Here is a 16,741-nt window from a genome sequence, read left to right on the forward strand (position 1 = left end):
TGAGTTTATAGTTTATGGGTATATGAGTTTATGGGTATATGAGTTTATGGGTATATAAGTTTATTAGTTTAAAAGATTAATAGTTTACATATACTGAATACTGAACACTGATTACTGATTACTGATTACTGATTACTGATTACTGATTACTGATTACTGAATACTGAACACTGATTACTGAATACTGAACACTAAATCACTTCCAATTAAAAACCACTACTTTTTTAATATCAGGATGCAAACTATAAAACACAGGACAAGTCATAGCCGTGCGTTCTAAAATCGTTTTGATTTTTTCGTCAGCTTCCAAATTCATTTCGAAAGTAACGTGAATTTCAGTAATTCGGCGAGGTTCTGTTCCCATTATTTTAGTTACTTCTGCAGTAGCCCCTGAAAAATCCACTTCCATTTCGCGTGCTTTGATTCCCATTACAGTAAACATACACGATGCCAATGCATTAGCCACTGTATCTGTAGGAGAAAAAGCTTCGCCTTTTCCATTATTATCTAAAGGTGCGTCTGAAATAATTTCAGAACCTGAATTGATATGTATTGATGACGTACGTAAATCGCCCAAATAAGTCACTTTTGAAGTTGCCATTAGTTCGCTTGTTTTATAGTTAAATCATTATCGTAATACAAAATATACCCACCTTTGTTTACAAAACCACCTTCTGGATGAGCTTGATAATTAAAACGCGTTTCGATTTGCTCTGAAAGGGTTTCTGTAGCCGTTTCTGCAAAAGGTTTGTCTTGCATGACACGCAACAAAGTATCAAAAGTCACATCAAAACCACGGATAGCAAAGGTGTTAGGTACTACTTTGTTTTTTCTTTTATACTGTACATCAAAAAGTTCAGCTGCCATCGAATTATTTACGCGCGTAGCCGATGGATAATGCATTTTTAACTTGGTCAATCGGCTTAATTGAATTTCCTCAAAATCTAAAGCTTCGTTTTCGCCTAAAATCACCAGTTTGATATCATATTGTTTTAATTGCGCCAATAAATTGGTCGTAATCGATAAAATCAAATTGGTTTTCTCGGTTTCCATAATAACATAATTGGTTTTCCCGGCCACTAATAACGATTTTAAGTGCGCTACATCTAACCCACCCGCTTCTGAAAAATTAACCAATCGAACTTCTTTTTGATTCTCTTGCAAATACTGCTTAACCGACTGTTTTTTCGGGTCAATAATCGCTAATACATTGCCATTTTTGGCACGCATAAAATCAAACAACGCTTGTTTTACCTCATCAGGCAAAGGTGTGGCTTGATACAAATTAGGATATTTCTTGTCGTAATCTTTTGATAAAGGGGAAATTACAGGAACAGTTTCCAATAAACTTGCTGCTCGTTCTACATTATTTTGGTAAAACGGTCCTATAACCGCATGAAATGATTTTAAATCATAGTCCGAAATTAAACTACTCACCGCCGAACTTGACTTGGTTTCATCAGAATCTAAAATCGTTACCTCAACCTTACCTCCTAGCTTCTGAATTGAATCGATAGCCATCAAAGCACCCGAATAAAAATCTAAAGTCATGTTTAAAAATTTATCCTTTTTCAGTCGCGTTTTCGTAGAGTTTATCGTGTCTTGGTCTAATTTAGCAATATTGAAAGGCAATAATAACGCTACTTTTTTAGGCGTTTCATAATTAGCCGTTAAAGACAAATCAGCAAGTTTCTTTTTAAGAATCACGCTTTTTTTGACAGGCACTTTTAGGACCATTCCTTCTTTAACCCCTTCTTTCAGTTCAGGGTTTAAAGCTAACAATTCTTCTTGAGTACAACCAAATTTTTGAGCCAAACCAAATAACGTTTCTTGCGGTTGTACAGTATAACCTTGTTCAGACACTTTAGGTGTTTCTACCACTGGAACGGGTTTAACTTCTGCCACCGTTTCTTTTTTAGGTTCAGCCACGGAAGCCTTTGACTTTTCGCCTTTAATTAACAATACATATCCTAAGGGAAGCTCCTTTCCTGCAATTTCAGGATTTTTCTTTTCTAATTCTTCCACCGAAATTCCATATTGCTTCGCGATTCCAAATTTGGTTTCTTTTGCTAAAACAGTATGCGTTAAAGGTAGTTTTTGTTGCAAGCCAATGTTTTTGGAAGTCGCTTTGAATTCCGTGTTTTTCACAGGAATTTTAAGTACTTCATCCATTTTTAATCCATTGACAATCGATGGATTCAGTTTTTCGATTTCTGCTAAAGTAACCTGATATTTTTTAGCTATACTAAACAAGGTTTCGCCTTCGGCTACGGTGTGCAGTATCACTTTAGGCTCTTCCTTTTTTACAACAGTCGTTTTAGACTTTGTAGGCACTACTAAAACCGTATTTTCAGCAATTCCAGTGCGGGCATCGGGATTTAAACTATAAATATCGGCAGTGGTTACGCCGTATTTTTGAGCTATCTGTGAAACATTTTCCCCTTTAGCCACTTTGTGTTTGACTACATTCGCTTGTGCTTGTAACCCTTGTACACTTAAAAACAGCAAACACCAAAATATTTTTTTCATTTTTTATTTCTCCCTTTTTTACTATTAAATTTAAATCACTGACTATAAAGTTGTTTCAAAAAAACTCAATAGTTATGCTATATTTTTCAAAGTTAAAGCACTTTTTTGATTTGAACAATGAATAAATTTTTAAATACTTCCGATTTTGGTTTTACTTTATATTCAAACAAAGCTTCTTCCAACGTTTGGAATTTATCAGTATACACATAATATCCAAAGTTATTGATGTTATAGAAAAACTTTGTTTTACGTTCGCCAGAATAACTCAATCGCAAGGCAAATTCATCTCTTTGTTGCTGGTCAGTAAAAGTTTGTGCCACCAAATAAAAGCCATTTTCAACTTCGGTCAAATTATCAATCACTTCAATTTTAGTGGGCACCTCATTGGTATTTTCATGCAACACTTTACGCTTCTCATCTATAGTTACTTCAGCAACCGCCTTAGCATCCGCAGGCATTGCATTCTGTGCGCGTTCTAACTTAACCAAGGCCAGCTTATCATCAAACTCTCGAGCCTCGGCACTGTAAAAGGTTGCGCGAGCAATTTTTCGTTTCACCACCGTTTTCTTTTCGGCATCTAAAGCCTCAATTTTATTCAACGTTACTTTTTGTTTCTCCTCGTCTGTAGTTAAGGATGCATTGACCTTTTTCATATCTTCTATGGCTAAGACATCCTTTTGGGATAAATTTTCACGGACTTTAGCTTTGTATTCCTGATGCTCTTGTACCGTCAAACGCTGTACTTTTTGCATCACACCCACAAAAATTTTACGGTTTTCAGCCAAATCCGATTTTAATTGATTAACCAATTGATTGGTTTCTTTAATTTTTCGTTGCGACTCTTTTTCCAAATTTTGCGATTCTTCCAGCGATTCAATTTCTTTTTCTTTCAATTGTACCAAATCGTATTCCATAGTCACTACAATGGAATCTAGCTTAGCCATCAATACATCCTGAATTTTCTTATTAGCATCCAAAACCAAACGCAAACGCTCCACCGACCCGTTTTTAGTTTCATCAATGGCATTCAAATTAATATTTAACCGATTGAGCGTAATCATTTTTTTATTCAACTCCTTTTGCACTTTCAAACGGTCTTCTAAATCCTCAATTTTAAGTGTTTGTGCTTTTGATTTCTCCACCACCGCTTGCTTTTCTGCCAAAGCAATCATCAACTCTTCATTTTCATTCTTAGCTTTAATCCCCGTTTTATTAATAGCCAATTTGTTTCCTATCACCAATCCGTTGATAATTTCGGGATTCTGTCGTTCCAACTGTTCAATAGTTATGCCATACTTTTTAGCTATCGCAAATTTGGTTTCTTTGGGTTGCACTTCGTGAAATAAGGTTTCGCTATTGATAATTCGCGCCTGTCCGTTTATGGTTTTTTTCTTGTTTGGAATTTCGATTTTTTGACCAATTTGCAAACCATTTTTCAATACCTCTCCATTTATTTCATCCAAATCTTTCACCGCTACGTGATACATACGCGCAATGCTAAACAAAGTTTCTTGCGATTGGACTTCGTGAAATTTACCATCAAAAACCACTTTGTTCTGATAGGGCACCCCCGATTGTGGAATTTGCAATTCCAGTCCTTCACGCAAAGCCGTAGTTGCCAAACTAGGGTTGGCATTTTTCAATTCCTCAACTGAAATTTGATGCTGTTTGGCAATACTGTACAAGGTTTCCTTTGCCGTTACTTGATGTTGGGTATATTTTACAGCTGCCACATCATTTTTCTTAAATAGATAAGAAATAGAATTGATATTAGGAATAATCAAAATAGTATTGGCTTGTATGCCATTTTCGGCGCCTTGATTCAATTTAATAATATCTGTCACTGCCACTTTATATTTCTGAGCAATGGACTGCAAGGTCTCTTCCTTTTGTATTAGGTGCTTGAATGTTTTTTCTTGTTGTGCAAAAAAAGCTTGCGATAGGCATAGCAATCCTAAAATAACATACTTTTTCATTGGGTTGGTTTGCATTGGTTTTGAAAAACAACAAATTAAATAAAAAAATGCCGTTCAAAAAGAAATTGAACGGCATTTTTACATTATTATTCTGTAGAAATTATTCCCACTCGATAGTTGCTGGTGGTTTAGAACTGATGTCGTACACCACACGATTCACGCCTTTTACTTTATTGATAATTTCATTCGAAATTTTCATTAAGAACTCATACGGCAAATGCACCCAATCGGCAGTCATTCCGTCAGTAGATTCGACCGCACGTAAGGCTACTACTTTTTCATAAGTACGCTCATCGCCCATTACCCCAACACTGTTAACGGGTAATAAGATGGCGCCTGCTTGCCATACTTTATCATACAATCCGTGGTCCTTTAAACCTTGAATAAAGATATAATCTACTTCTTGTAAAATTCTTACTTTCTCAGGAGTAATATCTCCTAAAATACGGATGGACAATCCTGGTCCTGGGAACGGATGACGGCCTAATAATTCCTCATCAATACCTAAACTACGACCTACTCTACGCACTTCATCTTTGAATAACATACGTAAAGGCTCTACAATTTGAAGTTTCATAAAGTCTGGTAAACCACCTACATTATGATGTGATTTGATAGTCGCTGATGGTCCTTTAACTGAAATCGACTCGATTACATCTGGATAAATAGTACCTTGAGCCAACCATTTTACATCTTCAATTTGGTGTGCTTCATCATCAAATACTTCAATGAATACACGACCAATGATTTTACGCTTGGTTTCTGGGTCATCCACACCCGCTAATTCAGAAAGAAAACGCTCTGATGCATCCACACCTTTTACGTTTAATCCCATTCCTTTATATTGATTTAATACGTTTTCAAATTCATTTTTACGTAATAAACCATTATTTACGAAAATACAATATAAGTTTTCGCCAATAGCTTTATTTAACAATACCGCTGCTACCGTAGAATCTACCCCTCCTGAAAGTCCTAAAACTACTTTATCGCCTTGGATTTTTTCTTTCATTTCCGCTACGATATCCTCTACAAATGAGTTTGGCGTGAAACTTTGAGGTACTTCAGCAATTTTAACTAAGAAATTTTCTAACATTTGCTTTCCGTCCTCACTATGGTACACCTCAGGATGGAACTGGATAGCATAAGTAGTTTCCCCTTCGATACGGTAAGCCGCATTTTCAACATCTTTTGTAGAAGCTAAACGCACCCCATTCGTAGGTAATTGCTTAATCGTATCGCTATGGCTCATCCATACTTGGCTGTTGATGTTTACTTCATCTAAGAAAACTTCATCATCCTTGATAAACGATAAATTAGCTCTACCATATTCTCTAATATTTGAAGGCGCTACTTCACCTCCATTGAAATGAGCTAAGTATTGTGCCCCGTAACAAACCGCTAATAAAGGCATTTTACCTCTAATTTGAGATAAGTCAGGATGTGGTGCATCTTCAGCACGAACAGAGAATGGGCTTCCCGAAAGGATAACCGCTTTGTAACTACTTAAGTCCGATGGAACTTGATTGAAAGGAAAAATTTCGCAGAAAATATTTAACTCGCGAACGCGGCGTGCAATAAGCTGTGTGTATTGCGAACCGAAATCTAAAATAAGTACATTGTGTTGCATGTGCAAAAGTAAACATTTTCGGAAAAAATGAAAATTTTAAATGTAGTAAGATTTTAAGATTTTGTTGACAACATATTTCAACTAAAAAACACTATTTTTGGCACTATGATGAATGCAAATGAAATTTCAGCTATTAACGAATTATTAGCTACTCCAAAACAAATTACAATTATCCCACATCGCAATCCTGATGGTGATGCTATGGGCTCTACTTTAGGTCTTTACCATTTTTTAAAACAATTAGGTCATCAAGCCACTGTGATGGCTCCTAATGATTTCCCTGATTTCTTGGCCTGGTTACCAGGTTCTGAAAACACATTGATTTATGAAAAAGAGACAGAACGTTGTCAAGCACAATTAAACACTTCCGACCTTATTTTCACTCTTGATTTTAATGCGCTACACCGCACAGGAGATCAAATGGGAGGATTTCTTGCTACTTTAAGCAAAACCTTTATCATGATCGATCACCATCAATGGCCTGACAGCTATGCTAAGTATATATACTCTGACACTTCGATGAGTTCAACTTGCGAAATGGTGTATCATTTCATCCATTTCTTAGAAAAACAAAATTTAATCAATGAAACCGTTGCTACTTGTATTTACACAGGATTAGTTACTGACACGGGATCTTTCCGATTTGCTTCGACTACGAGTACTACGCACGAAGTAGCCGCAGATTTAATTAAACGTGGAATCAAAAACGCTCAAATTCACAACAATCTTTTTGACACAAGTTCCTACAACCGTTTACAATTATTAGGAAAAGCTTTGCAAAATATGCAACTTTTAGAAGATTATAAAACTTCGTATATCACCTTAACACAAGATGAATTGGATGCTTATCAGCATAAAAAAGGCGATACAGAGGGTTTTGTAAATTATGGTCTTTCTATTAAAGGTATCGATTTAACCGCTATCTTTATCGAAAATAAAGAAGAAGGGATTATAAAAATTTCATTCCGTTCGCAAGGCGATTTCGATGTAAATCAGTTTGCTCGAAATTATTTCAACGGAGGAGGGCATATCAATGCTGCTGGAGGTAAATCTAACCTATCGCTTACAGAAACGGTAAATCAATTTGTAACTATTGTAAAAGAAACAAGAAATGAAAATAGTTAAATTCATAACATTAGCCTTGCTTGGCATGAATTTAGTTACTTGCTGTACACAGAAGCAGGAACCTAGACGTCCTATTTCACATTCATCGGGTGAATTCATGAAACAATCTATTGAGCGCAATAAAAAATTAAATCAAAATGAAGAGGCACTAATTGCTTCCATCATCAAAAAGGACACGGCTAATACCTATATTGCATCCACAAAAGGCTATTGGTATTATTACAATCAAAAAAACACGGCTTCAGAAGTAAAACCTGTGCGAGGTGATATAGCCATTTTTGATTATGAAATTAAAGACATTAAAGGCAATACCATTTATTCGCAAGCTGAATTAAAAACTCAAAATTACTTGGTGGATAAACAGGATTTCATGAAAGGGATTCAGGATGGCATCAAATTGATGCAAAAAGGCGAAAAAGTTACTTTTTTATTCCCTTCGCATATGGGATTTGGCTATCATGGTGATGATAATAAAATCACAACTAACCAACCATTGATTTGTACTGTAACTTTAAAAGATATTAAAAAAGAAGCACAAAAGAGTGCTCCAACTACCCATAACTAAATCAATTATTAACTAAAATGAAGAAAATGATAAGTTTATTTCTAAGTTTTTTTACGTTTTTAACAACACTTACTTCTTGTAAAGACAATGGAAGTAACCAAACTGGCGAAGGCATGTTCGCTGAAATTGAAACCAACAAAGGTAAAATTACAGTTCAATTAGAATTTGAAAAAACACCTATAACTGTAGCCAACTTCGTTTCTTTAGCTGAGGGTAAAAACCCTATGGTTAATACAAAATTCACAGGAAAACCATTTTATGACGGATTAAAATTCCACCGTGTTATTGCTGATTTTATGATTCAAGGAGGAGACCCTGATGGAAACGGTAGCGGAGGTCCTGGTTATAAATTTAAAGATGAAATCGTTCAGGATTTAAAACATACAGGTCCTGGTATTTTATCAATGGCTAATGCAGGTCCGGGCACTAATGGGTCTCAATTTTTTATCACACACAAAGCAACACCATGGTTAGACGGTCGTCATACTGTTTTTGGTCATGTAACTAGCGGACAAGATGTGGTTAATAAAATTGCACAAGACGATAAAATTGTAAAAATCACTATCATCAGAAAGGGATCTAAAGCTAAGAAATTTGATGCGGCAAAAATTTTCAAACAAAGCGTTGAAAACCAAATCAAAGAACAAAAAGAAGCTGAAGCTAAAATGCTAAAAGTAAAAGCTGACAAAGTTGCTTACTTTGCGCAAACAAAAGCAGGTGCTACTAAATCAGACACGGGTTTATTATACAATATCGTAAATAAAGGTAGTGGAAAAAAACCTGAAACAGGCTCAACGGTTTATGTACACTACGCTGGTTTTTTTGAAGATGGAACCTTGTTTGATTCAAGCTATGAAAATGTTTCAAAAGATTTTGGTAAATACGATCAAAGAAGAGCTGCAGCTAATGGTTACCAACCCTTCCCTTTCCAAGCGGGTAAAAAAGATGGTTTAATCCCAGGATTTTTGGAAGGCTTAGAAAAAATGAACATTGGTGACAAAGCTGTTTTATTCATTCCTTCAAATTTAGGATATGGCGCTCAAGGTGCAGGAGGAGTTATTCCGCCAAATACCAACTTAGTTTTCGAACTTGAACTTTTAGAAAAAATGCCAGGAGCCACTCCAAGCTCTACTAAATAATACTACGAAAGCTCCTAGATTTCCTAGGAGCTTTTTATTTTACACACAATTAACTGACATACAGTATTTTATTTGTAATATTTTTACTAAATTTATAAATAAAATTAATCAAACTATGTCAAAAAAAACTACCTACCTACTCGGTATTATTGTCACTATCCTTTTAGGATGCTGGCTTTATTCAAAATACTGTTGCATGTGTTGCACAGGCAATAGTTTAAAAAGTCCTATGACTTCTATTCCTAAAAAGAGTCATTCGCAAATTAGCAATCGATTTGAAATTACAGGCGAAAAATTTGATTATTCGTGTCAAAAGAATTTCAATTTCACCCCAAACTCAAACGATTTCATCAGTCCAATTTCTGACTCCATTACAATTGGAATTCAAAAATTAAAAGCATTCTTAAAAAAATCTCCTAACGCAAAAGTTACACTTACGGGATACTGTTTAACTTCAGAAAAAAATAATAGTGCTTTTCCAAACTTAGGATTTGCTAGAGCGGTGGCAGTAAAAAACTTTTTAACGTCTAAAGGCATACCTGCTAATCAACTCGATATTGATGGTAAAGTAGTTGCTGATTTAGAAATAGAAAATCAACAAATTATAGGTCCGCTGAAAATGAGTATTTCCAATGATATTACCGAAACCAAAGGTGAGGATTGGGAAGCTTTCAAAAAACAAATCAATGCTAATCCGCTGACCTTATATTTCAACAGCAATCAAACTGCAATTAACTTAACCCAAAGCGAAAGAAATACCATTACAGAAATCACTAAATATCTGGATCAAAATCCCGCCTCTAAAATAATTTGTGTGGGACATACGGACAATGCAGGTGATCATAAAGTGAATGTGTTATTAGGTCTAGAACGTGCCAATTTTGCAAAAAAATACCTTATAGACAACGGTATTGCAAGCAACCGCATTACCACCAGCTCTAAAGGTCCTGATGAACCTATAGCTGAAAACATTACAGCAGATGGCAGAGCAAAGAATAGAAGAACCGTTATCACAATCGAATAATTAACAAACTCTAAAAAGCAACAATTATGTGTTACTTAATTCCATTAATCGTAGGACTTATAAGCGCCATTTTAGGCTATTTAATTGGCAAAATGAACTCTGGCGGGAACCAACTTGATTTTGAATCTAAAATCAACCATTTGACCTCAGAAAACGAAACACTCAACAATCAACTCTATTTAGCACAAAGGGAAAGCAAACCTGACGAATCGCAAATACGTGCGCTACAAGTAGCTTTAGAAAATTGCAATCGATCTAAAGCTAATTTAGAAACCGAGATTGAACAACTCAAAACAAAAACACTAGAAAATAACTCAACTTTAAGTTTTGCAAGCACTGCTCCCTCCTATCCCGCTTTTGATGCTGAACAAGCTTTGGCTATTATGGGCAAAAAAATCATTGAAGACGATTTAAAAATCATAGAAGGTATAGGTCCAAAAATAGAGGAATTATATCACAATGCAGGAATTAAGACCTGGAACGCTTTAGCCAACACTCCTATCGAAAAATCCAAAGAAATACTACATGAAGCTGGCCCTCGATTTACTGTTCATTCCCCTGAAACTTGGTCAAAACAAGCATTATTAGCCGTTACTGGGCAATGGGAAGAACTTAAAAACTATCAAGATGCTCTAAATGGCGGGAAAGAATAAAGGCGACAATCTATTTACTTCTTTTTTCAAGAATCAATTATACTGATTAAGAAGTAATTTGATTTCAACTTAAAATATACTGATTTAAAAAGATAAATTACAAAATGAAGAAGTTGTTAGTACCTTTTATCTATTTTATTCAAAATCGAACTGACGGCTACTTACAAAATCAGGAGTATAAACAAATTTTAGCAACTTTCGTTGATATCCTTCTAAAAAAACATCAAAATTCAAATGATATAACAAACAAAAGAGGCTGCCTTATATAGACAGCCTCTTATTATTTATTTAAAAAGTGATTCAAAATTATTCAATAATAATTCTTTTAGCCTCTTTTTTAGAGCCACTTTCGATATTTAAGATATACACCCCAGAAGTCAATCCAGATAAATCAACCGTTTTATTAAAGCTCAAATTATCATTTTGAAACTCGTTTTCATAAACGTTTCTTCCTCTTAAATCAAACATTTTCACTTTAACATCTTTATCTGTAGAAAGTGTGATATCAAATTTCCCATTCGAAGGATTAGGGAAAACATCAAATTTTTCAAAACTATTTTCAGTTGAACTTAAGGTACCTTGCACCACAAAATTATCTACAAAAACCCCTTCTTGATTCGCTCCATCATCAGAAACAAAAGTAAAACGGAATAATGCATTAGGCACAGCTCCTAAACCTGTTAAAGAATGCGAATAATTTCGTCTATTTCCATTCATCCCATTACCTCCAGTAGGTGCTGTAGCATAATCTCCTGTCCATTGTGCACCTACACAATTGAAACAATCTGTACCATCTGGCAATCTAGAACTATTATACCAGTTTGCATCATTCATAGTTCCTAAATTATTCCAGTTCGCACCATTATCTGTTGAATATTCAAAGTATATTAAATCCCAATTTGACTCTAAATCAAAAGCCATATCAAAGCTTACTTTAGGATTCGTCAAATTAGTTAAATTATAACATTGAGAAACCAAGTAAGAAGTCGTTTTGTCTGGATAGTTTCCTACTAATTTAGTTGCATATCCCGCTGAATTACCTGTAGCGGCACCAGTTAATTTCGTTTTATTAATAACACCTCGTTCCCAAACACTACTCGTTTTACCAGATGCATCGATAGATACAAGCACATCATTAGCCGTAGTAAAACTATTTACCACATTAACGGATCCATTTGTATTTACTAAAATAACTGTTGATTTGGTATTATTAGTAGCCATTCCATCGTTTGTAGTTGTAACAGTTACATTCAAAACATGATATCCTCTAGATAAACCAGCCACAGCTATAGCTTGCGAAGCTTGTCCACAGCTTGCTATATTACCATTCCAATTCAAAACAGTATTTGCACCTCCATCAACATTATAAGTTATTGTTGCTGTAGCAATTGGATTAGTACCTCCATTTTCAAAAGTAACAATCGGATTATAAGCGGCTCCACAGTTCACATTCGTATTTCCTCCAGTCAACGATTTAGCAACAATATCTGTAGCTAAAGCTGAATATGCCGCACCTACATTTACCGCATACCAAGCATTCGTAACAGACTGTACTTCTTGACTAGAAGCACAATATAATGAGTTTGCAACAGCAATGGTAGCATTTCTTGCATCAGCAAAAGTAGCATTCGGGGTCAAATAGTCACGCTCAGCATAATAAGCTATTTGAGCCGCTTTTGCCATACCAATACCTATAACATTATACACATCTGGTCCTCCATTAGCAGCAGAAGCATTATTGGTACCTGCCTTACCTGCTGTTAAAACATAAAACCAATGGTTTAACACCCCACTATTAGTATGTACCCCACAGTTATCATTTGTACTTCCAGGAGTTGTACAACTAGGCGTTACTCCAGCATCATCTTGTGTATCTTTATAATTTGTACCCAAAAAAGTATCTGGATCCCCCTTAGTTCTTGGATAACTCATAGAACGTAAAGCTGTACCAATATCTTCCCCTATTTTCCAAACATTTTGATTCCCTGGTGAAGCACCATCAACAGGAGCATTTAAATTACCATTTTTAGCATACTGTTCAATACAAGCTCCCCAAATATCAGAAAACCCTTCATTCATCGCTCCTGATTGATTTTTATAAGCTAAATTAGCTGTATAAGTACACACTGCATGACCTATTTCGTGGCCACAAATATCTACTGCTGTTAATGCATCCATGGTTGTACCACTTCCGTAAGTCATAACACTACCATTCCAAAAAGCATTGTCATTATCTGAATAGTCTGGATTAATAGTTGGTAAATCCGCATTTACATAACTCTTTATCATAGTTCCTTTATCATCAAAACTATTTCTATTAAAGGTGTTTCTCCAAAAATCATATGTTTTTTCGGCACCCCAGTGTGCATCTAAACCAGCATTATCCTTTGCTGCATTATTGTATTCAGCTGCAGTCCAGTTGTTATCATTATCTTGGTAGTGAGTATCAGCATACCCTCCATTTGCGCAATTGTAGGTTACAATTCCATTCCCACGAGTAGCGTCTGACAAGATAAATTTGTTTAATCCTGCATCAAAAGTAGTTTCAATAGTTCTATTTCCGCTATAGCGCGTTGCTGCATTAGCAGTTACCAAAGCATTAGTTTTATTCAAAATAATGTTTTCAACTTTCTTCCCTGTAGCTTCAACTTCACGTTTTGAAACAGGCTTATTCAAATGCTTAATTAACGGATTAGCATACAATAACTCCCCTGTATTCGCATCAATATACATTTCATCTCTAGATAAAGGCTGAACTGCATACACATCAAACTTATACGCTAAATGCATTTTACCTGTATTCACATCTGGAAAAATCACTAATTCTCCCTCAGGTTTAGTGTATTCCATTAATTGAGCCTGTTTAGCATCTTCCCATAGATATTTATCTGCTCTTTTGTATTGCAAAGCATAATCAAAACATTTTTCTGCAGATAAAGCGGGCTGAGTTGACAATGATTTAGCATTATAAAGTTCAGCATTGACTGATTCAACTAAACCGTTTTTACTGTGAGTAATGACAGTCCCAAATTCTACTTTTAATCCTTTATAATATTGCTGCATTCTATGATGCACCAATCCTGAATCATCAACGGTTTCGGTTTTTAAATCATAGCGATTGTTTTTATCCAATCCATACACTTTTGTCACTTCATTTAAAGCATTTTCTCTTGAAGCTGCACGCTCCATTCGAAGTGTTTTTTGAAATGCTTTTTGAGACTGTATTTTTTCATTCTCTTGTGCATTCATTTGCAATGCAAACAATGACAATGACGAAAAAAACAAAACATAGTTTTTCTTCATAATTATAATATTTACTGGCTGCACAATATTACATTTTTTCAAACACAAATACTAGTATTTCACAAAAAAGACCTGTTTTTTTTTATTTATCAACAAAACTTATCATATTCAAATTAATAAAACACAAAAAAAATCTTTTTTAGTAACTTGCTTTTTTTATGAATAATCCCTTAATATATCTTATTAAAACAAAATGAAATTCAACGACATCATCGGTACCATAGGAGTAACCATAGTACTAATGGCTTATTTTCTCGGAATACTAAAGAGGATTAAATCGAATGGAGCAGTATATTATTTTTTAAACTTCTTAGGTGCAGGATTAGCTTGTTACGCCTCTATACTTATACACTATATACCCTTTGTGATACTAGAAGGAATTTGGTCTTTACTCAGCTTGACCGCTTTAATCAAGACGCTAAAGTCTTAAAGTTTTATAGAAACAACTTATCTACCTCCCAACTTAGCGAAGATTGATAATACAATTTACCTTGCTTGACTTCTAAAGGACAATCAAAATTATTCGTATACAAAGCACCAGTACCTAACCCTTGTGGCAAACTAACATTTTTAGAAAAAGTATATTGTGCTATGGCATTCAAACCAATGTTTGACTCCAAAGCAGAAGTAATCCACCAACCTATATTATATTTTTCAGCAAGAGCAATCCATTCGTTTGTCCCTTTTATCCCTCCAATAAAACTAGGTTTTAAAATAATGTATTGTGGCTGGATTTTTTGAAGTAAAGCTTCTTTTTTTTCATAAGTATAAATACCTATTAACTCTTCATCAAGTGCAATGGGTAGTGCATTTTCTTGACAAAGTAATCGCATAGCTTCCGCTTGACCTTTGGCAATAGGTTGTTCGATACTATGAATTTGTAGTTCGGCTAATTGCTTTAATATATTTGAGGCTTGTTGAGCAGAAAAAGCACCATTGGCATCAACACGGATTTCAATTTGATCAGCTGAATAGTTTTTACGTATCGCTTTCAACAAAGCATATTCTGTATCAAAATCGATAGCACCAATTTTCATTTTTATACAATGAAAACCTTGAAGTAATTTAGCATCAATTTGGTCACGCATATCCTTTTCATCCCCCATCCAAATCAACCCATTGATAGGTATAGCCTGTTTACCAGTTGTAAAATCGGATGGAAATAGTTCAAATGGATTTTCAGATTCAAGCGATAAAAAAGCCATTTCAACACCGAATTGGATCGAAGGAAACTCTAACAAGGAATTCCAAAGTTGCTCTTTTCCTAAATGAATATTTTCGCAAACCCATTGCAATTTAGCCTCATAATCAGGACGATCATCAGCCGAAAGACCACGTAAAATACCACATTCCCCAACACCTAATTTACCTTGCTTTTCAATAATTAAAAACCAAGTTTCTTTTTGTTGCAATACGCCACGGGAAGTCCCCGCCGGTCTTTTAAAATCGAGTAAGTATTTTTTGTATTTAGTTTTCAAGGTAGGATATTCAAGAGTTACAAAGTTTAAAAGTTTATAGAAAATACACCTTATTAGCAATTTCTAAACTCCTAATTCTATTGCATTCGAATTTAATTAAAAAGCCTCCATATTTTTTTGATATTTTCTTGGGGAAGGTTTTGCATTTTTTCAAAACGAGCCAAATCATTGATCACTTTATTCTTCCATGTTTGATTAGCAGAAATATTTTGACTGGTGTATTTCTTATGAATTTCTTTCGATTTCGACACTTCATCCATAAACATATAGGTGTGTGCTAAATTCATTTTTACTTTCAATTCACTCGGATCTAATTTTTCGGCATTTTGAAAACTTTGAAACGCTTTTTCAAATTGATTAGACATCAAATACAATTCACCCAAAACATTATAATTCAATGCAGTTGCATTTAATTTAGAAACAACTTTATTTTTCATCATTTCTATAGCTTGTTCCACCGCTCCTTTATCCGCTAAACCTTTTGCTTTTCGTGAAATGTAATCATTATAATAGTTTGGCAATCCAATTTCTACCAGAGCTTGTTCCTCATAGCTTTCAATAACTAAATTTTGCTCCGTAGCAGAAAGGTTTTTAAAATCCTGAAAACGATGTGATAGCGCTATTTTATCAATTAGTTTATACACAAATTTATTTCTTTGCGTTTGATTTAAACTCTGACTGATTGAATTTGCACTAAATTGAGTAACTAAAGATTCCTTATTTTTTTTTGTCCATCCTCTGCTTGCAATGTTGTCTACCCAAGGCACAATTTCTAATATGATTTTCTCACCCATTAACCAATTTTGGTTTTTAAAAGCAAACCACAATTGCTTTGTATCTTCATGCAAACACGTTGATTTCAATCCTACTACTTTAGCATCTTTGCTTACAGGATTTTTTTGATACAAGCAAGCCTTTTCAATTTTTTCTGAATTCACAAAGTTGTTAGCTAACTTTTCGTCAACAAAAACCGCATAAGTACATTTATCAGAACCTGAAATAGAAGAAACTAAAGATAGTGCCCCTCCAGTTCCTTTACCTATAAAGTACGGATCAGGAATCGCTTTTAAAACAGAAGCTAGATCATTTACCATTTTCTGATTTTCATCTAAAAGCGTAATTCTATAAGCAAATTCAGTAGTTCCAACAGGAAATTCTTCCGATTTCAAAACTACTTTTTCACCTGCAGACAAGGTAATTTCTTTGGTTGTTGCGCGCTGATTGTCCCAATAGCCATTTGGCGATTGAGCAAAATTTAAATAGGACACCAACCATAAAAAAAATGATGCTTTTGCTTTCAATTTTAAAAACAATTAAAT

General features: G+C 34.7%; 13 protein-coding genes. 6 read left to right on the forward strand and 7 right to left on the reverse strand.

Annotated elements, in window-relative coordinates; all coding sequences use genetic code 11:
* Window positions 1-196: 196 nt before the first annotated feature.
* The 4 genes from ACQY29_RS13880 to guaA form a co-directional block, all read right to left on the reverse strand.
* On the reverse strand, window positions 197-601 hold the full coding sequence (locus ACQY29_RS13880; RefSeq protein ID WP_428225767.1) for an OsmC family protein: 405 nt from the start codon (window positions 599-601) through the stop codon (window positions 197-199).
* Window positions 601-2,529 (reverse strand): PBP1 and LysM peptidoglycan-binding domain-containing protein, encoded by a 1,929-nt coding sequence (locus ACQY29_RS13885; protein WP_428225768.1) that lies wholly within the window; start codon window positions 2,527-2,529, stop codon window positions 601-603. Before ACQY29_RS13885 ends, ACQY29_RS13880 begins: the two co-directional genes overlap by 1 nt.
* A gap of 92 nt (window positions 2,530-2,621) precedes the next feature.
* The gene (locus ACQY29_RS13890; protein ID WP_428225769.1) at window positions 2,622-4,505 is read right to left on the reverse strand and encodes a LysM peptidoglycan-binding domain-containing protein; all 1,884 of its coding nucleotides are present in this window, start codon (window positions 4,503-4,505) and stop codon (window positions 2,622-2,624) included.
* A 100-nt stretch (window positions 4,506-4,605) separates the two neighbouring features.
* On the reverse strand, window positions 4,606-6,135 hold the full coding sequence (guaA, locus tag ACQY29_RS13895) for a glutamine-hydrolyzing GMP synthase (RefSeq protein ID WP_428225770.1): 1,530 nt from the start codon (window positions 6,133-6,135) through the stop codon (window positions 4,606-4,608).
* A 105-nt stretch (window positions 6,136-6,240) separates the two neighbouring features.
* Here guaA and ACQY29_RS13900 point away from each other — a divergent pair, with 105 nt between their 5' ends.
* The 5 genes from ACQY29_RS13900 to ACQY29_RS13920 all read left to right on the forward strand — a co-directional run bounded on the left by ACQY29_RS13900 (window position 6,241) and on the right by ACQY29_RS13920 (window position 10,641).
* On the forward strand, window positions 6,241-7,260 hold the full coding sequence (locus ACQY29_RS13900; protein ID WP_428225771.1) for a DHH family phosphoesterase: 1,020 nt from the start codon (window positions 6,241-6,243) through the stop codon (window positions 7,258-7,260).
* Window positions 7,247-7,825: a gliding motility-associated peptidyl-prolyl isomerase GldI gene (gene gldI / locus ACQY29_RS13905; RefSeq protein WP_428225772.1), complete on the forward strand. Its 579-nt coding sequence runs from the start codon at window positions 7,247-7,249 to the stop codon at window positions 7,823-7,825. Before ACQY29_RS13900 ends, gldI begins: the two co-directional genes overlap by 14 nt.
* Before the next feature lie 17 nt (window positions 7,826-7,842).
* Window positions 7,843-8,964, forward strand: a complete 1,122-nt coding sequence (locus ACQY29_RS13910) for a peptidylprolyl isomerase (RefSeq protein WP_428225773.1) — start codon at window positions 7,843-7,845, stop codon at window positions 8,962-8,964.
* Between the two features lie 196 nt (window positions 8,965-9,160).
* Window positions 9,161-9,988: an OmpA family protein gene (locus ACQY29_RS13915; protein ID WP_428225774.1), complete on the forward strand. Its 828-nt coding sequence runs from the start codon at window positions 9,161-9,163 to the stop codon at window positions 9,986-9,988.
* A 26-nt stretch (window positions 9,989-10,014) separates the two neighbouring features.
* A complete protein-coding gene (locus tag ACQY29_RS13920; RefSeq protein ID WP_428225775.1) occupies window positions 10,015-10,641 on the forward strand; it encodes a hypothetical protein in 627 nt (208 codons plus the stop codon).
* 306 nt (window positions 10,642-10,947) lie between these two features.
* Here ACQY29_RS13920 and ACQY29_RS13925 read toward each other — a convergent pair whose 3' ends face one another.
* A complete protein-coding gene (locus tag ACQY29_RS13925) occupies window positions 10,948-13,944 on the reverse strand; it encodes a M4 family metallopeptidase (RefSeq protein WP_428225776.1) in 2,997 nt (998 codons plus the stop codon).
* Between the two features lie 193 nt (window positions 13,945-14,137).
* On the opposite strand from ACQY29_RS13925, the gene ACQY29_RS13930 reads away from it, so the two are divergent.
* The gene (locus tag ACQY29_RS13930; RefSeq protein ID WP_428225777.1) at window positions 14,138-14,374 is read left to right on the forward strand and encodes a CBU_0592 family membrane protein; all 237 of its coding nucleotides are present in this window, start codon (window positions 14,138-14,140) and stop codon (window positions 14,372-14,374) included.
* 4 nt (window positions 14,375-14,378) lie between these two features.
* On the opposite strand, the gene ACQY29_RS13935 is transcribed toward ACQY29_RS13930, so the two are convergent.
* Together ACQY29_RS13935 and ACQY29_RS13940 are read right to left on the reverse strand one after the other, a co-directional pair.
* On the reverse strand, window positions 14,379-15,422 hold the full coding sequence (locus ACQY29_RS13935; RefSeq protein WP_428225778.1) for an o-succinylbenzoate synthase: 1,044 nt from the start codon (window positions 15,420-15,422) through the stop codon (window positions 14,379-14,381).
* 92 nt (window positions 15,423-15,514) lie between these two features.
* Window positions 15,515-16,723: a tetratricopeptide repeat protein gene (locus tag ACQY29_RS13940; RefSeq protein WP_428225779.1), complete on the reverse strand. Its 1,209-nt coding sequence runs from the start codon at window positions 16,721-16,723 to the stop codon at window positions 15,515-15,517.
* Window positions 16,724-16,741 lie beyond the last annotated feature (18 nt).

The organism is Flavobacterium sp. (assembly GCF_965262375.1).
Classification (GTDB): domain Bacteria; phylum Bacteroidota; class Bacteroidia; order Flavobacteriales; family Flavobacteriaceae; genus Flavobacterium.